The sequence below is a fragment of the Rhizobium sp. BK060 genome, from assembly GCF_014193145.1.
GTDB lineage: Bacteria > Pseudomonadota > Alphaproteobacteria > Rhizobiales > Rhizobiaceae > Rhizobium.
The window spans coordinates 35,551-56,470 of sequence record NZ_JACHYW010000027.1 but is presented as its reverse complement, the minus strand read 5'-3'; the positions used below and the strand labels follow the sequence as shown (position 1 = coordinate 56,470).

The window sequence follows — 20,920 nt, the reverse complement described above, 5'->3', positions numbered from 1 at the left end:
GAGACTTTGATATGCAGGGACTTTTCTTTGAAGGCGATACGGGCGTGCGCAGCGCCATTCGGCTTTTTGTCGTGCTGATTGGATTCTGGACGGCGTGGCGGGCCGGCAGAGCCGCGGCCGAGAGCTGGAGCGGCTATCCGCTGGTGATCGTCTATACGGTTCTGCTCGCCGGCGCGATGCAATTCCTGCATCACGCGCTGTTTAATGGACCAGTTCTCAGTCTCTTTTACTATGTGATCGACCTGGTCCTGCTTCTGATCTTCTCAACGGCCGGCTATCGCTATCGCCGGACCAACCAGATGGTCAACAACTACTACTGGCTATACGAAAAGACGTCCCCCTTCTCCTGGAAGGCAAAACATTGACAGCCGGTTGAATCTAGGGACAGATTGCCCCTCGGAGTAGAACAAGTTTCCTGGCGCAGTAAGGTGGGTAATGCGCTGGGTAGTGGAACGGAACCCGCTAGAAAATTGGGAGTAACAAAATGAAAAAGTCTCTCCTGTCGGCTGTAGCTCTGACGGCGATGGTCGCCTTCAGCGGCAACGCATGGGCCGACATCATCGTTGGCGTTGCTGGTCCGCTGACCGGCCCGAACGCTGCGTTCGGCGCTCAGCTCCAGAAGGGCGCAGAGCAGGCGGCCGCTGACATCAACGCGGCTGGCGGCATCAACGGCGAGCAGGTCAAGATCGTGCTCGGCGACGACGTCTCCGACCCGAAGCAGGGCATCTCGGTTGCGAACAAGTTCGCTGCTGACGGCGTCAAGTTCGTTATCGGCCACTTCAACTCGGGCGTTTCGATCCCGGCTTCCGAAGTCTACGCTGAAAACGGTATCCTCGAAATCACCCCGGCCGCTACGAACCCGAAGTTCACCGAGCGCGGTCTCTGGAACACGTTCCGTACTTGCGGCCGTGACGACCAGCAGGGCGCAATTGCCGGCAAGTATCTCGCCGACCACTTCAAGGACGCCAAGATCGCAGTCGTCCACGACAAGACGCCTTACGGCCAGGGTCTCGCTGACGAAACCAAGAAGTCTCTGAACGCTGCTGGCGTTACCGAAGCCATCTATGAAGGCATTAACGTTGGTGACAAGGATTTCTCGGCCCTGATCGCCAAGATGAAGGAAGCCGGCGTTTCGATCATCTATTGGGGTGGTCTCCACACCGAAGCTGGTTTGATCATCCGCCAGGCAGCCGACCAGGGCCTCAAGGCCACCCTGGTGTCCGGTGACGGTATCGTTTCGAACGAACTGGCATCGATTGCTGGCGACGCAGTCGCCGGTACGCTGAACACCTTCGGTCCCGATCCGACGCTGAACCCGGCCAACAAGGACCTCGTTGCGAAGTTCAAGGCCGCTGGCTTCAACCCGGAAGCTTACACGCTCTACTCCTACGCCGCGCTGCAGTCGATCGCTGGCGGTGCCAAGGCTGCCGGTTCGACGGACTCAGAAGCCGTTGCCGCTGCAATGAAGGCAAAGGGCCCGTTCCCGACCGTTCTCGGCGATATGTCCTTCGACGAAAAGGGCGACCCGAAGCTTCCCGGCTACATCATGTACGAGTGGAAGAAGGGTCCGGACGGCAAGTACAGCTACTTCCCGCAGGACGCCAAGTAAGGGGTCAGACCCACTTTGGTGCGGTTTCAGGAAGCCCGGTCGCAAGACCGGGCTTCTTCCGTTTGGCCCCTCGGTCTTTTTGCGCTACTGGCTAGAAAGCCAATCACAGCATCCGGAAGAAGTCACCATGTCCAAGCCACGCATTCTGGTCACGCGCCGCTGGCCCGCAGCGGTCGAACGCATTCTCTTTGACCGTTTTGATACAACGCTGAATCTGGATGACGTCGCCATGAGCGGGCAGGCGTTGAGCGAAGCGCTGGCAGAGTACGATGCGGTTCTGCCTACTGTCTCCGACCGATTGCCGGCGGCTGTCTTCGACGGTGCGATGCCGCGTGCGCGCATACTCGGCAATTTCGGGGTCGGCTACAATCATATCGACACCAATGCAGCCAAGGATCGCGGGATCGTGGTGACAAACACGCCCGGCGTGCTGACGGACTGCACGGCTGACATCGCCATGCTGTTGCTGCTGACGGTCGCCCGGCGGGGTGGTGAGGGCGAGCGGCAGGTGCGTTCCGGTGAGTGGGCCGGTTGGTGCCCGACACACATGATTGGAACGAAGGTCACCGGCAAAACGGTCGGCATTATCGGCTTCGGACGTATCGGCAAGGCGTTCGCACAGCGCTGTCATTTCGGTTTCGGCATGGACGTGGTCTTCTACAACAGGTCACCAGTCGATCCTGCTGAAGCAGCGCGCCACGGCGCGCGGCAATTGCAAACGGTCGAGGACGTATTGGCGCTATCCGATTTCGTTTCCCTGCATTGCCCCGGCGGCGCGGAAAACCGGCACCTGATGAATGCTGCGCGGCTTGCGACGATGAAGCCGGGCGCGTTCCTGATCAATACGGCGCGTGGCGATGTCGTCGATGAGGCCGCGTTGATTGCGGCTCTGCAGGACGGTGTCATCCGCGGTGCGGGGCTCGACGTCTACGCGGCCGAGCCAAACGTGCCTGATGCGCTAAGAGCCATGGAGAATGTCGTTCTACTGCCTCATCTCGGGAGCGCAACGGAGGAAACCCGTACGGCGATGGGGATGAAGGTGGTGGATAACGTAACCGCCTTCTTCGAGGGAAGGTCGCCGCCGGATCGCGTTGTTTGAGCTGTCGGCTCGATCTGCCGGATGGTGGGATCAGGTCTCGTGCAGGACATGAGCGGCCTTGACGGCGGCGGAGGCGCGGTTTTCGACGCCGAGCTTCACATAGATCTGTTCGAGATGCTTGTTTACGGTGCGCGCCGACAGGCCGAGAATCTCGCCGATATCGCGGTTGGCCTTGCCCTTCGCAATCCACAACAACACTTCGGATTCTCTCTGTGTTAGCGAGAAATGCCGGCGCAGCACCTCGTCATCGGCGCGCGCATTGTTTGCCGTCAGGCGAAACAGATATTCGTCAGCACCGATCGCGCCCAAAAAGGCAAGCTGAAGCACCTCCTTGCCGGCATGCGAAAGCGAGATCGCGCCGTCGCGAGCTGAGGCCGGGCGGGTTTTCATCCACTCGGCAATCTTAGTGACCACCGTGTCCATGGCGTCGTCTCTGTCCATTGCAGCGTTGACGAGGCGTGTTGCCTGTGGCGTCGACCAGTGAATGTCGCCGTCGCCCTTGACCGCAAGCAAATGCCGGCCGGCAGCGTCCAGCGCAACGCGCGCGCTCTGTGTCGAACGTGCGTTGCGCAGGTGGACACCGATCCGCGCTCGCAGCTCGTCGATATTGATCGGCTTCGTCAGGTAGTCGACGCCTCCGGATTCAAGAGCGCGAACGACATGCTCGGTTTCCGTCAGACCGGTCATGAAGATGACCGGTATCTGGCTGATTGCCGGGTTCGATTTGAGTTTCCTGCAAGTCTCAAAGCCGTCCATAGATGGCATGACCGCATCCAGGAGAATGAGGTCTGGGGTAATGCGCTCCACAATATTCAGCGCAGCCGAGCCCGATGTGGCGATCAGTACGGAGAAGCCGGACTGCTCCAGAGCATCGGTCAGGAACCCCAATGCTTCCGGCGAGTCATCCACCAGCAAAACGATATCGCGCGGGAGCTCAGCCAAGGGTTTCTACCTTCTCATCAAAACGGTGGAGGAAGTTCATGAGGCCATTCAGATCGAATGAGGCCGCATAGGAACGAAGCTCCTCTGTAAATGGCTGATTTGCCTCATCCTTGGCAAGGTCGGTGAGCTTTGCTTCGATGCCTCTGATGTAGCCGATCTCGGCGAGCCGCAACAATTCCTGGACGTGTGCAGGCCCCGGGCTGACCAACGGTTGTTCGCGCTTGACAGCGGGTGGCTGGACGTCCTCCGCATAGAGCCATTTCAAGCCGAGATGGAGCGCAAGCTTGTCCCGCAGCTGCCTGATGTCGACGGGTTTTCCGATCGCATCGTCGTGGCTGTCGTCACTGTCGCGGTGAGCTGCAGCGTCGCCGATATTGGCGGACAGCATGACGATCGGAGCGGTTTGTCCATTGGCACGCAGGCGAGAAACGAGTTGCCAGCCATTCATGCCGGGCATCGAGATGTCGACGAGGAACAGATCGGGCTGAATGCCTTCGATCAAGGTTAGGCAGTCCGCCCCGCTCGCCGCCGTCAGGACGATGAAATCAAGTGGGGCAAGCACCTCGCGCATCATTTCGCGGTGATCCTCGTTATCGTCCACGACGACGATCGTGCGTCGAGGGCCGTTGTAACTGACGATCTTTTTTTCCTGCGGCGGGACGACCATTTCGCGAAGGACCGCTGAAAGCATGAGCCGAACCCGGAACACGGTTCCATGATCCTTCTCGCTGCTCACCGAGATTTCGCCGCCGAGCGTGTTGGTCAGCAGTTGCGTGATTGTCAGGCCAAGACCGAGGCCTGGCATCGGCCGGATGCTGTCGGCTTCTCCACGCTGGAACGGCTCGTAGATGCGGGTCAGATCCTTCTCGGCGATGCCGCGCCCGGTGTCGGTGACGGTGAAGGTCGCGACTTGGCTGCGATAGCCGACGTCGAAGGTGACGCTGCCTTCGTCCGTGAACTTGATGGCATTGGAAAGCAGGTTGACCAGAATCTGGCGCAGCCGCTTTTCGTCGGTGCGCACGAAATGGGGCAGGGCGGGCGAGCGGTCGTGATGGAAGGTCAGTCCCTTGGCTTGCGCCTGCGGGCGGAACATGTCGACGACCTGATCCAGGAAATCCTGGATGTTGATCTCATTGGAATAGACCTGCAGACGCCCGGCTTCGATCTTGGAAATATCGAGGAGGCCATCGATGAGGCCGGACAGATGTTCCGCGCTGCGGCGGATGACCTTGATCGAGGACTGGCGTGGAGCCGGGATCGTTTCGTCGCGCTCGAGAATCTGCGCGTAGCCGAGCACCGCGTTCAGGGGCGTGCGCAGTTCATGACTGAGACCGACCACATAGCGGCTCTTGGCCCGGTTGGCCGCCTCCGCCGTCTCCTTTGCGGTCTGCAAGGCGGCGTCAGTCTTCTTGTGGGCAGCGATTTCCTTCAACAGCAGCGTGTTTTGGCGGGACGACTCCTCTTCGGCTACCACGCGGCTGTCGTGCGCCAGGACATAGAACCAGCAGACGACGCCCGCAATCACGGCAAAGACGAAGAAGACGACGAGGATCGTTCCGTTGACGACCTCGGCGGTCTCCGGGGACGCTGAGGAAACCTGATGGGCGATCATCGCGAGGATGACGCCGACGGCCGTCAGCGCCAGCACGACGGCGATGCCGTAGCGACCGAGGCGGGTGGTCAGCTTCTCGACCACGGTTTCCGGCAGCACTGCCTTGGCGACCGTGCCGATCTGCGCGTTGAAGTGCGCCTTCGGCTTGCACATATCGTGGCAGCGGCTGTCGAGCGAACAGCAGAGCGAGCAGATCGGCGCCGCATAGGCCGGGCACCAGGCCATGTCTTCCGGCTCGAAGGGATGCTCGCAGACGGAGCAGGTGATGTTGGTGAGGTTCTTCCAGCTGTGGCGCGGCTTGCGGGCCAGATAGAACTGGCCTCTTGTCCCCCAGGCAATCAAGGGCGAAGCGATCAGCGCGACGACAAGTGTGATGTAGGGCGCCAGCGATGCGGCGATGGAGCCGAACACACCGAAATGCGCGATTAGCGCAATGCTAGCCGACAGCGTCATTGCGCCGAGGCCAACCGGGTTGATGTCGTAGAGGTGGGCGCGCTTGAATTCGATGCCGGGAGGGGCCAGGCCGAGCGGTTTGTTGATGAAGAGATCGGCCGAGATCGTGCAGAGCCAGGCCATGGCGATGATCGAGAAGATGCCGAGCGTTTCCTCGAGCAGCTTGTAGATGCCGAGTTCCATCAGCAGAAGGGCGATCGCGACGTTGAAGACGAGCCAGATGACGCGACCGGGATGGCTATGCGTGAGGCGGGAAAAGAAGTTCGACCAGGCGAGCGACCCCGCATAGGCGTTCATCACATTGATCTTCAACTGCGAGACCACCACGAAGGCCGCCATCAGCAAAAGCGCGGCATTGTGCCAGGGGATCATGTAACCGAAGGCCGTCAGGTACATCTGGGCCGGATCGGCGGCACGATCGACCGGCACGCCCGAAGCGAAGGTGAGTACGACGAGGAAGGAGCCCGCTAGCAGCTTCGGCGCCCCGATAATCACCCAACCGGGACCGGCCAGAAACACCGCGAGCCGGTGGCGCCAGTTGCGCTGCTTTTCCGGCGGCAGAAAGCGCAGGAAGTCGGCCTGTTCGCCGATCTGCGACATCAGCGCCAGGATGACGGCCGAGGCGGCACCGAACTCGACGAGATCGAACGGTGCTACGGTGCCCGGCGGCCCGGAAGCATGGCGGATACCGGCAAAGGCACGCCAGAGATCGAACTTCTCCCAATCCATCACGGCGATGAAGAGGAAGGGCAAAATGTTGAGGACGATCCAGAAAGGCTGAGTAAGCAATTGGAACCGGCTGATCAGTCGGACGCCGTGCGTGACCAGCGGAATGACCATGACGGCGCTGATGATGTAACCGATCCATAACGGGATTCCGAGCGTCAGCTCCAGCGCGCCGGACATGATCGATGCCTCGATCGCAAACAGCATGAAGGTGAAGCTGGCATAGATCAGGGATGTGACCGTCGAGCCGATATAGCCGAAGCTTGCGCCGCGGGTGAGCAGATCGATATCGACGCCGTGGCGGATCGCATAGCGGCTGATCGGCAGGCCGATGGCGAGCATGGCGATGCTAGCGACGACAATGGCGAAAAAGGCGTTGGTCGTACCGTAAGAAAGGGTGATCGCACCGCCGATCGCTTCCAGCGCCAGGAAAGAGATGGCGCCGATCGCCGTCTGCGAGATGCGCTGCGACGAGAACTGCCGGGCGCTCTTTGCCGTAAAGCGCAGCGCGTAGTCTTCCAGCGTCTGGTTCGCCACCCAGCGATTGTATTCGCGCCTGACCGGAATGATGCGTTGCCGCGCTGCCATGCCTTGGTGCCAGCCCCTTTGTTCCCCTTGTCATGCGTTCGTAACACGGAACGACACGAGGCTTAAGAGTGCGGTGCAGCGCAAAACTGCACATTTCGCCCCGTCCACTACGTCATATTACGTATACGCTTTCGCAGTGCAGCACCGGATAGTCCCTTAAGCAACAGTTAACTGCCGTTTCGGCCTGTTGTCCAACAAGAAGAGGGGATCAACCAGATGAATCTCAAGTCCTATATCACGGGCGCCGCACTCGGCGCCGTCCTGTCGGCCACGGCCGCTTTCCATGGAGCCATTGCGGCTGACGACACCATCAAGGTCGGCGTTCTGCATTCGCTGTCCGGCACGATGGCGATCTCCGAAACGACGCTGAAGGACGCCATGCTGATGCTCATCGACGAGCAGAACAAGAAGGGCGGCCTTCTCGGCAAGAAGCTCGAAGCTGTCGTCGTCGACCCGGCTTCCGACTGGCCGCTGTTTGCCGAAAAGGCACGCGAACTGATCGAAAAGGACAAGGTTGCGGCCGTCTTCGGTTGCTGGACGTCCTCGTCGCGCAAGTCGGTTCTGCCTGTATTCGAAGAGCTCAACTCGATCCTCTTCTACCCAGTCCAGTATGAAGGCGAAGAGTCTTCGCGCAACATATTCTACACGGGTGCTGCTCCGAACCAGCAGGCGATCCCTGCGGTCGACTACCTGATGGAAAAGGAAGGCGTTAAGCGCTTCGTTCTCGAAGGCACCGACTACGTCTATCCGCGCACGACGAACAAGATTCTGGAAGCCTATCTCGAATCCAAGGGTATTCCGAAGGAAGACATCATCATCAACTACACGCCGTTCGGCTTCTCCGATTGGCAGACGGAAGTGAAGAAGATCAAGGAATTCGGTTCCGCTGGCAAGAAGACGGCCGTGGTCTCGACCATCAACGGTGACGCGAACGTTCCGTTCTACAAGGAACTCGGCAACCAGGGCATCAAGGCAACCGATATCCCGGTCGTCGCCTTCTCGGTCGGTGAAGAAGAGCTTGCCGGTCTCGACACCAAGCCGCTCGTCGGCCACCTCGCTGCTTGGAACTACTTCGAGTCGGTCGAAAGCCCGGCCAACAAGAAGTTTATCAAGCAGTGGCACGAGTTCACCAAGAACGACAAGCGCGTGACGAACGACCCGATGGAAGCCGCCTATATCGGCTTCAACGCCTGGGTTAAGGCTGTTCAGGCTGCCGGCACGACCGACACGGATAAGGTTCTCGACACGATCATCGGCACCACCGTTCCGAACCTGTCGGGCGGCTATGCGACCGTTATGCCGAACCACCACATCACGAAGCCGGTGCTGATCGGCGAAATCCAGGGCGACGGCCAGTTCGAAATCGTTCAGCAGACCCCGGCGGTCGTCGGCGACGAATGGTCCGACTACCTGCCCGACTCCAAGGACCTGATCTCCGATTGGCGCAAGCCAATGAACTGCGGCAACTTCAATGTTGCCTCGGGCAAGTGCGGCGGCAAGGGCTCCTGAGTGCGTTCCACCCCGTCACTCTGACGCCTGAAGACTTCCGCCCGGTCTCTCCTGTCCGGGCGGAAGGTCCATCTCCGAAGCGCAGCCTTGATGCTTCGGACGGCGCCGGTTCCACGGTTAGGATCGATGCCGATTTGAAGGCTTAATTTTCTCGCTTGCGCCGGAAGGCCAACGATAACCGAGGCAACAAAGCCGATGTATCGCGCCATCAAGATTTTGCTTTTGACCCTATGCCTGGCAGTGCCGGCTTTTGCGACTGCGCTCAAAGCGCAGGAAGATATTCATCCGCTTATCGATGCGCTTGGCGTCGGCGATTTCCCTGAGCGCGAAGCCGCGATCAAGGCACTGGTCGCCTCCAAGGACCCGCGTGTCGGTGAGATTCTGCAGCTGCTGAGCGACGGCCAGCTTTACGTGAATTCCGAGACCGGCGGCCCTGTGCTGGTGCAGGGCGGCGCCGAGGATGAGCCGACCTACGCCGACCCGATTTCCGGTGAGGTCGTCTCCGACGTCGATCCGGATTATATGTCCAAGGTCAAGATCAACAATTCGTTGCGCACGGTGATTGCCACCGCTACGAGCCAGCTGACGCTGCTGAGCCCGGATCGCGGCGCGCGGCTTGCGGCGGCTCAGGGATTGCTCAAGGACGCCGATCCAGCAAACCTTGATCTTCTCACCTCGGCGCTGGCCGAAGAGAAGGACGCCGAAGTTAGGAATGCGATGGAAGCGGCGCGCGCCGTTATGGTGGCGAAGAGCGACGTCAGCGCCGAAGAGAAAAAGGCTGCGATCGATACGGTCGCGGCGCGCGGTGGGCGCGATGCGCTGACCATCCTGAATTCGGCGATGGCAACCGCGCCTGACGAACTGAAGGGCGCCATTCAGACCCATATCAATGCGATCAACCGCAGCCTCGCCCTTTGGGATGTCGGGCAGAATGTATGGTACGGGTTGTCGCTCGGGTCGGTGTTGCTGCTCGCGGCGATCGGCCTTGCCATCACCTTCGGCGTCATGGGCGTCATCAACATGGCGCACGGCGAAATGGTGATGATCGGTGCCTACACGACCTACGTCGTGCAGGAGTACATCAGCTCCGCATTTCCGCAACTTGGAAACTACTCGCTGGCCTTCTCCGTTCCCGCGGCCTTCCTCTTCACTGGCTTCGTCGGCCTCGTCATCGAGCGCGTCGTCATCCGCTATCTCTACGGCCGCCCGCTCGAAACGCTGCTCGCCACCTGGGGCGTGTCGCTGATCCTGCAGCAGGCGGTGCGGACAATCTTCGGCCCGACCAACCGCGAGGTGCGCAATCCGAGCTGGATGTCCGGCGCATTCGAACTGGGCGGTCTCTCGATCACCTGGAATCGTCTCTGGATCATCGTCTTCTCGATGGTGGTGTTCTTTGCGCTGCTTGTTCTCTTGAAGCGCTCGGCATTCGGATTGCAGATGCGCGCGGTTACTCAGAACCGCCGCATGGCGTCGTCGATGGGCATCCGTACCGGTTGGGTCGACGCATTTACCTTTGCGCTGGGTTCCGGCATTGCCGGCATCGCGGGCGTCGCACTCTCGCAGATCGACAACGTGTCGCCGAACCTCGGCCAGAGCTACATCATCGACAGCTTCATGGTCGTGGTCTTCGGCGGAGTCGGCAATCTCTGGGGCACGCTTGTCGGTGCCCTGTCGCTCGGCGTCCTCAACAAGTTCCTCGAGCCCTTCGCTGGCGCCGTGCTCGGCAAGATCCTGGTGCTCGTTCTCATCATTCTCTTCATCCAGAAGCGTCCGCGCGGGCTCTTCGCACTTAAAGGAAGGGCGGTGGAAGCATGATTACGGCCTTCCTGCTCCGGTCTCTCGACCGCAAGATCATCGCTGCGATCGTCATTCTGCTCGCGGTCGCCGTGCTGGTGCCCGTGCTCAACCTGATGACCGCACCGACCAACCGCCTGCATATCCCGACCTACATCATGGCGCTGTTTGGCAAATACCTGACCTATGCGCTGCTGGCACTGGCGCTCGACCTGGTCTGGGGCTTCTGCGGAATCCTCTCGCTTGGGCACGGTGCTTTCTTCGCGCTCGGCGGCTATGCGATGGGCATGTATCTGATGCGGCAGATCGGCTCGCGCGGCGTCTACGGTGACCCTGTTCTGCCCGATTTCATGGTGTTCCTGAACTGGAAGGAACTGCCTTGGTTCTGGTACGGCTTCGACAAGTTCTGGTTCGCAGCGCTGATGGTTCTGCTGGTGCCCGGCCTGCTTGCCTTCGTCTTCGGTTGGTTTGCGTTCCGCTCGCGCGTCAACGGTGTCTATCTCTCGATCATTACGCAGGCGATGACCTACGCGCTGCTGCTTGCCTTCTTCCGCAACGACATGGGCTTCGGCGGCAACAACGGCATGACCGACTTCAAGGAGATTGTCGGTTACAGCGTGCAGGCCGATGGCACGCGCGCAGCGCTCTTTGCTGCGACCGCCATCTTGCTGGCGTTGTCGCTCTTGATCGCCTCCGCCATCGTGCGCTCGAAGTTTGGCAAGGTGCTTGTCGGCGTACGCGATGCGGAAAGCCGTACGCGCTTTCTCGGCTACCGCGTCGAACACTTCAAGCTCTTCACCTTCGTCGTCTCGGCGATGATGGCCGGCATCGCCGGGGCGCTCTATGTGCCGCAGGTCGGGATTATCAACCCTGGCGAATTTGCTCCTGCCAACTCGATCGAGGTTGTCATCTGGACGGCGGTCGGTGGACGTTCGACGCTGATTGGCCCGATCATTGGCGCCATTCTCGTCAACGGCGGCAAAACCATCTTTACCGGCCTGTTTCCGGAATTCTGGCTGTTCGCGCTTGGCGGTCTCTTCGTGCTCGTCACGCTGTTCCTGCCGAAGGGCATCGTCGGCACGATCGGCCAGTATCTGTCACGCCGCAAGCCGAATATGGAGGCCACACCGCCCGCGCTTCAGGAAGAGGGCGTCGACGCAAAAATCCAGCCGGCGGAGTGAGCGATCATGATCCCTGATGTCAAACCAAACAGCGTTCTCTATCTCAACAACGTCTCGGTTTCCTTCGACGGCTTCAAGGCGCTGAATTCGCTCTCGATCGTCATCGAACCCGGCGAACTGCGCGCCATCATCGGCCCGAACGGCGCCGGCAAGACGACGATGATGGACATCATCACCGGCAAGACCCGACCGGACGAAGGCGAAGTGTACTTCAACGGCGACGTGGACCTGACGAAGAGAGACGAGGCCGACATCGCCCAGCTCGGGATCGGCCGCAAGTTTCAGAAGCCGACGGTCTTCGAAAGCCACACGGTATGGGACAATCTGGAACTGGCGCTGAACCGCAAGCGCGGCGTCTTTGCGACGCTGTTCTATCGGCTCTCCGCCGACGACAAGGCACGTATCGAGGAGATCCTTGAAACGGTGCGGCTGACGCATCGGCGTGACGAGCTGGCTGCCAATCTCTCGCACGGCCAGAAGCAGTGGCTGGAGATCGGCATGCTTCTGGCGCAGGAGCCGAAGCTGCTCCTGGTCGACGAGCCGGTCGCCGGCATGACGGACGCCGAGACAACGGAAACCGCGATCCTGCTCAAGGAGATTGCCAAGACGCGCTCGGTGGTCGTCGTCGAGCACGACATGGGCTTCATTCGCGAACTGGGCGTCAAGGTGACCTGCCTTGCGGAAGGTTCTGTGCTGGCCGAAGGGTCGATCGATTTCGTAAGCTCCGATCCGAAGGTGATCGAGAATTATCTGGGGCGGTGAGATGCTGACAGTCGAGAATGCAAACCTTCACTACGGCGCGGCACAGGCGTTGCGCGGCATCTCCATCAAGGCTGACATGGGCAAGATCACTTGCGTGCTGGGGCGTAACGGCGTGGGCAAGAGCTCTCTTCTCCGCGCCGTTACCGGCCAGCATCCGCTGTCGGCTGGCAGCGTCAGCTTCAACGACGTGAAGCTGAACGGACTGCCGCCATTTGCCCGCGCCAAGCAGGGCATCGGCTATGTGCCTCAGGGCCGCGAGATCTTTCCCTTGCTGACGGTCAAGGAAAACCTCGAGACCGGCTTTGCGCCGCTGGGGCGCCGGGACCGTTCCATCCCTGATGATATTTTCAGCCTGTTTCCGGTGCTGCAGTCGATGCTCGGGCGGCGCGGCGGCGATTTGTCGGGCGGACAGCAGCAGCAACTGGCGATCGGCCGGGCGATGGTGACGCGGCCGAAGATCCTCGTGCTCGACGAGCCGACCGAAGGCATCCAGCCGTCGATCATCAAGGATATCGGCCGGGCGATCCGCTATCTGCGCGACAGCACCGGCATGGCGATCCTGCTGGTCGAGCAGTATCTCGATTTCTGCCGCGAGCTCGCCGACTATGTCTACATCATGGATCGCGGTGAGATCGTTCATGAGGGGCTTGCCGAAACGCTTGATACACCGGAAGCGCGTCGTCATCTGACAGTCTGATCCTGCGGCAATCCATTGGGCAGATGCTGCTTTCTTCGGCAATTCCTGAGTGCGTCGAAGCTGCTGGTCCGAAGGCGCGGAACGCATGGGCGCGGCACAGGAATTGCTTGCTTTCGGCAGGTTACTGACTTCAATGAAAACGGCTGGGGTCAACCGGCGGTGCACTGGAAAGGGATGGAATGACGAACCGGGCGGTAGCCACGAGACCGCAAAGAGCCGAGGGGTGCGGGCATCTGGCTGCAAAGACGCTCGACGGGCGCACGCGCCTGCAGGAGCTTTATCAGGAGGGAGCGGCAAAAATCCGCCTTCCCGATACATTCGATTCCTCCATGGAGGCTGTCATCATCAATACGGCAGGCGGCCTCACCGGCGGCGACCGGATGAGCTGGAACGTAAATGCCGGTCCAAGCACGCGCATCGACGTCACCACCCAGGCCTGCGAGAAGATTTACAAGGCGTCAGCGGGAACGGCCGAGGTCAACACCAGCATTTCTGTTGGCGCCAACGCTCGGCTGGACTGGCTGCCGCAGGAAACCATTCTGTTCGATCGCTCGTCGCTGTTTCGAAGACTCGACGTCGATCTCGATGATGATGCCGAATTCCTGGCCGTCGAAGCGATCCTGCTTGGCCGCAAGGCGATGGGGGAGGCGGTGGACACCGGCCTCTTTCGCGACCGCTGGCGTATCCGCAAGGCAGGCCGACTCTGCCACGCGGAAGACCTGCAATTGCAGGGGAGTGTCGCATCGCTTGCCTGTGCGGATGCTGTGCTCGGTGGCAAGGTCGCGTTTGCGACGGTGCTCTATGTCGGGCCGCGTGCGGAAGCTTATCTCAGCGCAGTGCGTCCCTTGCTCGAAGATCATATGGGCGGCGCCAGCAGCTGGGCCGGCAAGCTCGTCGTGCGTCTTTCGGCGCCCGACGGTTTCGCCTTGAGAAAAATCCTAATCCCGATCATTTCGACCTTGCGCAATGGAGCGCCGGTACCGAAAGTCTGGAATCTCTAGAACCGGATGATTGCAGGTTCTCCGACCTGAAATCTGAATCCGGTTCTAAATTAAGAAGTAGAGCATGATGTCGTCCGAAAACCGCTTCAGACTTTTCGGCATCATGCACTGACCAAGCAGATGGATGCACGATGAACCTCACACCGAGAGAAAAAGACAAGCTGTTGATTTCGATGGCGGCCATGGTCGCGCGGCGGCGGTTGGAGCGGGGCGTCAAGCTCAACCACCCGGAAGCGATCGCGCTGATCACCGATTTCGTCGTCGAAGGCGCGCGTGATGGTCGCCCGGTCGCGGAACTGATGGAAGCCGGCGCCCATGTCATCGGCCGTCACCAGGTCATGGAAGGCATCGCCGAGATGATCCACGACGTGCAGGTCGAGGCGACTTTTCCCGATGGCACCAAGCTCGTGACGGTCCACGAGCCGATCCGCTGAGGTTCACATGCTGGAGCTGCGCCCCAATTGCGAATGCTGCGACAAGGATCTGCCGCCTGACAGTTCCGAGGCGATGATCTGCACCTTCGAATGCACATTCTGCACCGATTGTATCGCCGATGTCCTCGGCGATGTCTGCCCGAATTGCGGCGGCGAGCTCGTGCGCCGCCCGGTGCGCCCGGCGGCCAAGCTTGCCAAATACCCCGCCTCGACAAAGCGCGTTCTGAAGGCCGATGGCTGTATGCCCATCAAGGCCACGTGAGGAGAAAATCATGATCCCAGGAGAAATCATTGCCGCAAGCGGCGAGATCGAGCTGAACGTCGGTGCGCCGACGGTAACGCTCGAGGTCTCGAACACCGGCGATCGCCCGGTGCAGGTTGGCAGCCACTATCATTTCGCGGAGACGAATGCGGGCCTGTCCTTCGAGCGGGAGAAAGCGCACGGCATGCGACTTGATATCCCGGCAGGCACTGCCGTGCGCTTCGAGCCCGGCCAGACGCGATCGGTAACGCTGATCCCGCTTTCCGGCAAGCGCGAGGTCTATGGTTTCCGCCAGCTCGTGATGGGCAAGCTCTAAAGTGGCCCGGGAGGAAACGATGCGCGCGAGCTTGCATCTTCTGGCGGCCGGCGTTGCGATGTTCATCGCCTTCGGCGCCAGTGCCGAAGATCTGGACTGCAAAAATCCCGTCACGCAGGCCGACATGACCGCTTGTGAGCAGGTGCGTCAGGAAACCGCCGACAAGGCGCTGAACGCCCAATACAAGATTACGCGCGCGGCGCTTGCTACGCTCGACAAGGATCTCGGCGCCGATAGCGGTGCCGAGAAGGCGCTTGTAAAGGCACAGCGGGCGTGGGTCGATTTTCGCGATGCGGAGTGCGAGGCGGCAGGCTTCCAGGCGCGCGGCGGCACGATGGAGCCGATGCTGGTCGCCGGCTGCATCGCCGAGTTGACGGACGAACGCACCAAGCAGCTCAAGGAACTTGCAGAAACGATGGGCAACTGAGGTGGTTGGCAGGATCATGATCGTCGGCAACGGAGAGATCGGAGCAGAAGCGGCGGCCGCGGTGGTGGATGCCGCATTCGTGATCCGCTTCAACGAATGCCGGTCCTATGAGGCGAGCCCGGGCCGCACCGATGTCGTCGCGATCTGCAATACGGGGCGGCCAGCAAAGGCAATGCTCGGCTCCGATGCGTGGCGGGAACATCCCGGCGTGCGGGAAGCGGCGGCGATCTGGAGCGTGCGCGATCCGGAGAAATTCGCGGAGCTGCGTGCGCCACTTGCCGTATCGCATCCCGAGCTGGATGATTTCTGCGACGATTGCACGAGTCAATTCAATGCGTTCTGCACGGCCGTTGGCAAGGCGCATGTGGTCGTTGATAAAGTGATTCATGAGGCCGTCGACACGGCGCTCGCGGCTTACCACCCGGCGCCTTACGTCGTGCCGAGCAGCGGCATGATCGTGATCGCTGAAGTGATGAACAGATTTCCCGAGGCGGCCATCGATCTCGCGGGCTTCGGCCACGCGGGTTGGGAATGGCACCCCTTTGCTGCCGAACGGCAGCTCGTCGACAGTTATGTCGCCGCCGGCCGCGTCACGCGGCTGCCGGCGAGCACGTCCCTTTCTTCCTCCCAAGGAGCCTGACATATGCCTTACAAGATTTCCCGCGCCGCCTATGCCAGCATGTTCGGCCCGACCACCGGCGACAAGGTGCGTCTTGCCGATACGGAGCTCTTCATCGAGATCGAGAAGGACTTCACCAGCTATGGCGAAGAGGTGAAGTTCGGCGGCGGCAAGGTTATCCGTGATGGCATGGGGCAGAGCCAGGCAACGCGGGCGCAGGGTGCCGTCGATACCGTTATCACCAATGCCGTGGTTATCGATCACTCCGGCATCTACAAGGCCGATATCGGGCTCAAGAACGGCCGTATCGCGGCGATCGGGAAGGCGGGTAATCCCGATACCCAGCCGGGCGTCAACATCATCGTCGGTCCCTCGACCGAGGCCATCGCGGGCGAAGGCAAGATCATCACGGCCGGCGGCATGGACGCGCATATCCACTACATCTGCCCGCAGCAGATCGAAGAAGCGCTGATGTCCGGCGTCACCTGCATGCTGGGCGGCGGCACGGGCCCCGCACATGGCACGCTCGCCACCACCTGCACCGGCGCCTGGCATATCGAGCGGATGATCGAGAGCTTCGACGGCTTTCCGATGAACCTCGCGCTTGCCGGCAAGGGCAACGCCTCGCTGCCGGCGGCGCTCGAGGAAATGGTGCTGGCCGGCGCGTCGTCGCTAAAGCTGCACGAAGATTGGGGCACGACGCCGGCGGCGATTGACTGCTGCCTTTCGGTCGCCGACGAATACGACATCCAGGTGATGATCCATACCGATACGCTGAACGAAAGCGGCTTCGTGGAGGATACGATCGGCGCTATCAAGGGCCGCACAATCCACGCCTTCCACACGGAGGGCGCGGGCGGCGGACATGCGCCTGATATCATCAAGATCTGTGGCCAGTCGAACGTCATTCCGTCGTCGACCAATCCGACCCGGCCCTATACCGTCAACACGGTTGCCGAGCATCTCGACATGCTGATGGTCTGCCATCACCTGTCGCCGTCGATCCCGGAAGATATCGCCTTCGCCGAAAGCCGCATCCGCAAGGAGACGATCGCCGCTGAAGATATTCTTCACGATATTGGCGCCTTCTCGATCATCTCGTCCGACAGCCAGGCCATGGGCCGCGTCGGCGAGGTAGCGATCCGCACCTGGCAGACGGCCGACAAGATGAAGCGTCAGCGCGGACGCCTCAAGGAAGAGACGGGCGAGAACGACAACTTCCGCGTTCGCCGCTACATTGCGAAATACACCATCAACCCTGCGATCGCCCAGGGCCTCAGCCACGAGATCGGTTCGGTCGAAGTGGGCAAGCGCGCCGATCTGGTCCTGTGGAACCCTGCCTTCTTCGGCGTCAAGCCGGAGATGGTATTGCTCGGCGGTTCGATCGCGGCAGCTCCGATGGGCGATCCGAACGCTTCGATCCCGACGCCGCAGCCGATGCACTACCGGCCGATGTTTGCCGCCCACGGCAAGCTGCGCACCAATTCGTCGGTAACCTTCGTTTCGCAGGCGTCGCTCGACGCCGGTCTGAAGAGCCGTCTCGGCGTCGCCAAGAATCTCGTCGCGGTGAAGAACACCCGTGGCGGTATTTCCAAGGCGTCGATGATCCACAACAGCCTGACGCCTGAAATCGAGGTCGATCCCGAGACCTACGAGGTCCGTGCCAACGGCGAGTTGCTGACCTGCGAGCCGGCGACGGTGCTGCCGATGGCGCAACGTTACTTCCTGTTTTGACTGTTTGGAGCCGACCGGTGTCAAAGGCCGGCCGGTCCTAACATCTTGCGTTAGGACTGAATCTTCCCTGGGTTGTTTTTTATTTTTCGATGTTCCACCTTGAGGCGGCCTGTTCATATTGGAACATTGTTGTTGTTGCGGCTTGAAAACATAGGCAAAAACAGTGGCTTATGATTTCGGCTTTATTGGTTGATTCACGGCAGAAAGCGTTGCGTTTTCGGGCACTTTTCAACCGGCGATCAATTCATAAAACTCGCTCAAATCTTAACAATTGACTTAAGAACTCGGCAGGAGTTGGCCTCTAAGCAATCTCCCTGGCGGTAGGCAAGAGGGTCGATTCGCATGAGAATTTCACTCCAGGCGGAGCTTGGCGATTTTCAGGATCGCCACACAATTTACGTGTTCGCTCTCAAGATGAGCTTCCTGGCGGTGACGCTGTCGTCGGTCGTGATAACGCTTGTATTGCCTCCGCTCGACTGGATGGGAATGTTGCCCGTCCCGCTCGCTCACGGCGTTGTCTATGGCGTCTTGCTGTCGTGGCTTATCGGCGGCGCGGTTTCGAGCATGTTGTCTCTCGTGGCAGGTCACGCGATGCATCAGCTCAGCGTCTCGCGCGCAGAGTTCGAGCACTTAAGCCGTACGGACGTGCTGTCAGGTCTTCTCAACCGACGCGCCTTTACCGAGGCATTGGGGCAGGTTGATGGAAATGCCTGCCTCGCGATCTTCGATGTGGACCGTTTCAAGGCCATCAATGACCGCTTCGGTCATGGCTGTGGCGACGCCGTGATCGTGGCCGTGTCGGCCATTCTGGCCGCCGCCTTCGACGGGCACTCCGTCGCGGGGAGGCTGGGCGGAGAAGAGTTCGGCGCGATCGTTGTCGGTGGCTCGCAGGAGCAGCGGATCGAGAGAGTGCGGTCGGTCTGCGCACGTTTGGCGGCGCATCCCGTCGTTGCCGACGATTGCGTGGTTGCACTTACTGTGTCGGCCGGTATTGCCGAGCTCGAGCCGGGGCGCAGCAAGGAGGGTGCCTATTCAGCGGCAGACAAGGCACTTTACCTGGCAAAGGCGCTCGGTCGAAACCGCGTGGTGCATGAGAACGAGGGACTGCATCCGGGTTGGCGCAGGCATCTGCCGGCGGAAGCTGCGGCTGCTCGCGCGATGAATATGGATTGCGATGAGGCGCGGCTGGCCTGAAGAAATTCGGGCGGCGCTATTGTCCAGCGCCTCATTCCATCTTGCATCGTACGGGGCTATTTTGCATGGTCGCAATCTCAAGCGAATTGGACATGTCATGCAACGCGTTACTTCCTATCTGCCTGCCGGAACGCCTTCCTCGAACCCGATCGGAAAAGTCGTTCTGCCGCACGACTTGAGGCATTTGCGGCGGAAGCTGCTCCATCTCGAAGACGGCGAGATGGTCATGCTCGATCTCAAGGAGCCGGTGCTTTTTGCAAGTGGCGATATGCTGGTTCTCGAGGACGGCGAACTCATCGAAATCGTGGCGGCCGACGAGAAGCTTTTCGAGGTCAAGGGCAAGGATCGCCTGCACCTGATCGAGCTCGCGTGGCACCTCGGCAATCGGCATCTCGGCGCGCAGATCGAGGAAGACCGCATTCTCATCCTGCGGGATCATGTGATCCGCTCCATGCTGGAAGGGCTTGGTGCGACGGTCCGGGAAGTTGCCGAGCCGTTCCAGCCGGCGCGCGGCGCCTATCATTCGCACGCACCCTCGCATGGGCATGACCATCACTCGCACGACTGAGCAAACATGACTGATGACGCTGATCTGCAAGCTCTGCTGCGGCTGATGGCATGGCTTTCGCCAGCCTTCCCCGTCGGGTCGTTCGCTTATTCAGGTGGTTTGGAGCGTGCCGTCCACGATGGGTTGGTCACCGATGCCCATTCGCTTGCGGGGTGGGCATCGAACCTGATCGCGCGTGGGGCTGTGTGGAATGATGCCGTTCTTCTCGCTGAGAGCCACCGCTGTCACGGACAACTGGAGCGGCTTGGCGAACTGGCGGAACTCGCTGAGGCGCTTGCCGGCTCGCGCGAGCGTCATCAGGAAACGATGCTGCTTGGCGATGCGTTCCTGTCTGCCGCCAGTGCGTGGCCAGACGAGGTCTTCGATCGATTGCCACGACACGTGGCGTATCCAGTGGCCATCGGCGCCGTTGTGGGTGCGCATGGGGTGGCGTCGGAGAAGGCGATCGCGGCATTCCTCCATGCCAATCTCTCGCAGACAGTTTCCGCAGGCATCCGTCTCGGCGTTGCCGGGCAGAAGGATGGCGTTGCCATTTTGTCGCGGCTGGAAGGCGAAATAGCCTCCGTCGCGGAGCGGGCAGCCGCGTCGACACTCGACGATCTCGGATCGGCGACCATCCAGGCCGATATCATGTCGCTGCGCCACGAGACGCAGCCGACGCGGCTCTTTCGATCATGACTTTATCCAGGCAGGTCCGGCCAGCCGTCACGACCTGCGTCATTTGCCGGTGGTCGCTCTTCGAGCGGGGCGCTATCATCGGCTGTTATTGGAGTTCAGAACATGAAATCAGGAAACGGACCCTTACGCGTAGGCATCGGTGGGCCGGTTGGCTCCGGCAAGACGGCGCTCACCGAAAAACTCTGCAAGGCCATGCGTGACGAATATTCCGTCGCCGTTGTCACGAACGACATCTACACGACTGAGGATGCCGAGGCGCTGATGCGCATGCAGGCCTTGCCGTCGGATCGGATCGTTGGCGTGGAAACCGGCGGTTGCCCGCATACGGCAATCCGTGAAGACGCTACGATCAATTTGCAGGCCATCGCCGGCCTCAACGAGCGGATTCCCGATCTCGATGTTGTTTTCATCGAGTCGGGCGGCGACAATCTGGCTGCCACCTTCTCTCCTGATCTGGCGGATATCACGATCTACGTCATCTCGGTTTGCCAGGGCGAGGAAATCCCGCGCAAGGGTGGCCCCGGCATTACCAAATCCGACCTTCTCGTCATTAACAAGAAGGATTTGGCTCCCTATGTCGGCGCGGACCTGGAAGTCATGGACCGCGATGCGACCCGCATGCGCCAGGCACGCCCCTTCGTTTTCTCCGACATGAAACGCGGCGATGGCGTCAATTCCATCGTCAGCTTCCTGAAGGAACACGGTGGCCTGTAGA

Annotated in this window: 21 protein-coding genes; 19 read left to right on the top strand and 2 right to left on the bottom strand. The window is 60.6% G+C overall.

The window, feature by feature from the left end; all coding sequences use genetic code 11:
- Nucleotides 1–11 precede the first annotated feature (11 nt).
- The 3 genes from FHT71_RS24770 to FHT71_RS24760 all read left to right on the top strand — a co-directional run bounded on the left by FHT71_RS24770 (nt 12) and on the right by FHT71_RS24760 (nt 2,708).
- Nucleotides 12–365 carry a DUF6867 family protein gene (locus FHT71_RS24770; RefSeq protein ID WP_007790290.1) on the top strand — a complete coding sequence of 118 codons (354 nt, stop codon included), beginning with the start codon at nt 12–14 and terminating at the stop codon, nt 363–365.
- A gap of 119 nt (nt 366–484) precedes the next feature.
- Nucleotides 485–1,609 carry a branched-chain amino acid ABC transporter substrate-binding protein gene (locus FHT71_RS24765; protein ID WP_007790288.1) on the top strand — a complete coding sequence of 375 codons (1,125 nt, stop codon included), beginning with the start codon at nt 485–487 and terminating at the stop codon, nt 1,607–1,609.
- 127 nt (nt 1,610–1,736) lie between these two features.
- Nucleotides 1,737–2,708 (top strand): D-glycerate dehydrogenase, encoded by a 972-nt coding sequence (locus FHT71_RS24760; RefSeq protein ID WP_132593441.1) that lies wholly within the window; start codon nt 1,737–1,739, stop codon nt 2,706–2,708.
- A gap of 30 nt (nt 2,709–2,738) precedes the next feature.
- Here the strand turns inward: FHT71_RS24760 and FHT71_RS24755 are convergent, their stop codons facing one another.
- Nucleotides 2,739–3,650 carry a response regulator gene (locus FHT71_RS24755; protein ID WP_007790282.1) on the bottom strand — a complete coding sequence of 304 codons (912 nt, stop codon included), beginning with the start codon at nt 3,648–3,650 and terminating at the stop codon, nt 2,739–2,741.
- On the bottom strand, nt 3,643–7,029 hold the full coding sequence (locus FHT71_RS24750) for an ATP-binding protein (protein ID WP_183722439.1): 3,387 nt from the start codon (nt 7,027–7,029) through the stop codon (nt 3,643–3,645). Before FHT71_RS24750 ends, FHT71_RS24755 begins: the two co-directional genes overlap by 8 nt.
- A 216-nt stretch (nt 7,030–7,245) precedes the next feature.
- Between FHT71_RS24750 and urtA the strand changes: the two genes are divergently transcribed.
- The 16 genes from urtA to ureG all read left to right on the top strand — a co-directional run bounded on the left by urtA (nt 7,246) and on the right by ureG (nt 20,919).
- Entirely contained in the window at nt 7,246–8,538 is a 1,293-nt protein-coding gene (gene urtA / locus FHT71_RS24745; protein WP_183722436.1) for an urea ABC transporter substrate-binding protein, read from the top strand.
- 195 nt (nt 8,539–8,733) lie between these two features.
- Nucleotides 8,734–10,353 (top strand): urea ABC transporter permease subunit UrtB, encoded by a 1,620-nt coding sequence (gene urtB, locus FHT71_RS24740; RefSeq protein ID WP_007790276.1) that lies wholly within the window; start codon nt 8,734–8,736, stop codon nt 10,351–10,353.
- Entirely contained in the window at nt 10,350–11,513 is a 1,164-nt protein-coding gene (urtC, locus tag FHT71_RS24735) for an urea ABC transporter permease subunit UrtC (RefSeq protein ID WP_132593445.1), read from the top strand. Before urtB ends, urtC begins: the two co-directional genes overlap by 4 nt.
- A gap of 6 nt (nt 11,514–11,519) precedes the next feature.
- Nucleotides 11,520–12,275 (top strand): urea ABC transporter ATP-binding protein UrtD, encoded by a 756-nt coding sequence (gene urtD / locus FHT71_RS24730; protein WP_132593447.1) that lies wholly within the window; start codon nt 11,520–11,522, stop codon nt 12,273–12,275.
- Nucleotide 12,276: 1 nt separating this feature from the next.
- Nucleotides 12,277–12,972: an urea ABC transporter ATP-binding subunit UrtE gene (gene urtE / locus FHT71_RS24725; protein ID WP_007790272.1), complete on the top strand. Its 696-nt coding sequence runs from the start codon at nt 12,277–12,279 to the stop codon at nt 12,970–12,972.
- A 179-nt stretch (nt 12,973–13,151) separates the two neighbouring features.
- Entirely contained in the window at nt 13,152–13,973 is an 822-nt protein-coding gene (locus FHT71_RS24720; RefSeq protein ID WP_132593449.1) for an urease accessory protein UreD, read from the top strand.
- Nucleotides 13,974–14,104: 131 nt separating this feature from the next.
- Entirely contained in the window at nt 14,105–14,407 is a 303-nt protein-coding gene (locus tag FHT71_RS24715) for an urease subunit gamma (RefSeq protein WP_007533656.1), read from the top strand.
- A gap of 7 nt (nt 14,408–14,414) precedes the next feature.
- The gene (locus FHT71_RS24710; protein ID WP_132593451.1) at nt 14,415–14,669 is read left to right on the top strand and encodes a DUF1272 domain-containing protein; all 255 of its coding nucleotides are present in this window, start codon (nt 14,415–14,417) and stop codon (nt 14,667–14,669) included.
- Nucleotides 14,670–14,679: 10 nt separating this feature from the next.
- Complete coding sequence (locus FHT71_RS24705; RefSeq protein WP_007790266.1) at nt 14,680–14,985, top strand: urease subunit beta; 306 nt, start codon at nt 14,680–14,682, stop codon at nt 14,983–14,985.
- 19 nt (nt 14,986–15,004) lie between these two features.
- Nucleotides 15,005–15,412 carry a lysozyme inhibitor LprI family protein gene (locus tag FHT71_RS24700; protein WP_007790265.1) on the top strand — a complete coding sequence of 136 codons (408 nt, stop codon included), beginning with the start codon at nt 15,005–15,007 and terminating at the stop codon, nt 15,410–15,412.
- A gap of 16 nt (nt 15,413–15,428) precedes the next feature.
- The gene (locus FHT71_RS24695) at nt 15,429–16,052 is read left to right on the top strand and encodes a Urease operon accessory protein (protein WP_183722433.1); all 624 of its coding nucleotides are present in this window, start codon (nt 15,429–15,431) and stop codon (nt 16,050–16,052) included.
- A 3-nt stretch (nt 16,053–16,055) separates the two neighbouring features.
- Nucleotides 16,056–17,765: an urease subunit alpha gene (gene ureC, locus FHT71_RS24690; protein ID WP_132593455.1), complete on the top strand. Its 1,710-nt coding sequence runs from the start codon at nt 16,056–16,058 to the stop codon at nt 17,763–17,765.
- 342 nt (nt 17,766–18,107) lie between these two features.
- On the top strand, nt 18,108–18,959 hold the full coding sequence (locus FHT71_RS24685; RefSeq protein ID WP_007790262.1) for a GGDEF domain-containing protein: 852 nt from the start codon (nt 18,108–18,110) through the stop codon (nt 18,957–18,959).
- A gap of 97 nt (nt 18,960–19,056) precedes the next feature.
- Complete coding sequence (gene ureE / locus FHT71_RS24680) at nt 19,057–19,527, top strand: urease accessory protein UreE (RefSeq protein WP_132593457.1); 471 nt, start codon at nt 19,057–19,059, stop codon at nt 19,525–19,527.
- A 6-nt stretch (nt 19,528–19,533) separates the two neighbouring features.
- Nucleotides 19,534–20,205: an urease accessory protein UreF gene (locus FHT71_RS24675; protein ID WP_183722430.1), complete on the top strand. Its 672-nt coding sequence runs from the start codon at nt 19,534–19,536 to the stop codon at nt 20,203–20,205.
- 102 nt (nt 20,206–20,307) lie between these two features.
- A complete protein-coding gene (ureG, locus tag FHT71_RS24670; RefSeq protein ID WP_007790259.1) occupies nt 20,308–20,919 on the top strand; it encodes an urease accessory protein UreG in 612 nt (203 codons plus the stop codon).
- The last annotated feature ends 1 nt before the right edge of the window (nt 20,920 follow it).

What these genes read in the sequence shown, in the direction of transcription:
- FHT71_RS24750 (WP_183722439.1), bottom strand. Translation starts at nt 7,029, where the DNA reads ATGGCAGCGCGGCAACGCATCATTCCGGTCAGGCGCGAATACAATCGC.
- ureG (WP_007790259.1), top strand. Translation starts at nt 20,308, where the DNA reads ATGAAATCAGGAAACGGACCCTTACGCGTAGGCATCGGTGGGCCGGTT.
- FHT71_RS24705 (WP_007790266.1), top strand. Translation starts at nt 14,680, where the DNA reads ATGATCCCAGGAGAAATCATTGCCGCAAGCGGCGAGATCGAGCTGAAC.
- urtB (WP_007790276.1), top strand. Translation starts at nt 8,734, where the DNA reads ATGTATCGCGCCATCAAGATTTTGCTTTTGACCCTATGCCTGGCAGTG.
- FHT71_RS24765 (WP_007790288.1), top strand. Translation starts at nt 485, where the DNA reads ATGAAAAAGTCTCTCCTGTCGGCTGTAGCTCTGACGGCGATGGTCGCC.
- FHT71_RS24720 (WP_132593449.1), top strand. Translation starts at nt 13,152, where the DNA reads ATGACGAACCGGGCGGTAGCCACGAGACCGCAAAGAGCCGAGGGGTGC.
- FHT71_RS24760 (WP_132593441.1), top strand. Translation starts at nt 1,737, where the DNA reads ATGTCCAAGCCACGCATTCTGGTCACGCGCCGCTGGCCCGCAGCGGTC.
- FHT71_RS24710 (WP_132593451.1), top strand. Translation starts at nt 14,415, where the DNA reads ATGCTGGAGCTGCGCCCCAATTGCGAATGCTGCGACAAGGATCTGCCG.
- urtD (WP_132593447.1), top strand. Translation starts at nt 11,520, where the DNA reads ATGATCCCTGATGTCAAACCAAACAGCGTTCTCTATCTCAACAACGTC.
- ureC (WP_132593455.1), top strand. Translation starts at nt 16,056, where the DNA reads ATGCCTTACAAGATTTCCCGCGCCGCCTATGCCAGCATGTTCGGCCCG.
- FHT71_RS24770 (WP_007790290.1), top strand. Translation starts at nt 12, where the DNA reads ATGCAGGGACTTTTCTTTGAAGGCGATACGGGCGTGCGCAGCGCCATT.
- FHT71_RS24685 (WP_007790262.1), top strand. Translation starts at nt 18,108, where the DNA reads ATGAGAATTTCACTCCAGGCGGAGCTTGGCGATTTTCAGGATCGCCAC.
- urtC (WP_132593445.1), top strand. Translation starts at nt 10,350, where the DNA reads ATGATTACGGCCTTCCTGCTCCGGTCTCTCGACCGCAAGATCATCGCT.
- FHT71_RS24675 (WP_183722430.1), top strand. Translation starts at nt 19,534, where the DNA reads ATGACTGATGACGCTGATCTGCAAGCTCTGCTGCGGCTGATGGCATGG.
- ureE (WP_132593457.1), top strand. Translation starts at nt 19,057, where the DNA reads ATGCAACGCGTTACTTCCTATCTGCCTGCCGGAACGCCTTCCTCGAAC.
- FHT71_RS24715 (WP_007533656.1), top strand. Translation starts at nt 14,105, where the DNA reads ATGAACCTCACACCGAGAGAAAAAGACAAGCTGTTGATTTCGATGGCG.
- FHT71_RS24695 (WP_183722433.1), top strand. Translation starts at nt 15,429, where the DNA reads ATGATCGTCGGCAACGGAGAGATCGGAGCAGAAGCGGCGGCCGCGGTG.
- urtE (WP_007790272.1), top strand. Translation starts at nt 12,277, where the DNA reads ATGCTGACAGTCGAGAATGCAAACCTTCACTACGGCGCGGCACAGGCG.
- FHT71_RS24700 (WP_007790265.1), top strand. Translation starts at nt 15,005, where the DNA reads ATGCGCGCGAGCTTGCATCTTCTGGCGGCCGGCGTTGCGATGTTCATC.
- urtA (WP_183722436.1), top strand. Translation starts at nt 7,246, where the DNA reads ATGAATCTCAAGTCCTATATCACGGGCGCCGCACTCGGCGCCGTCCTG.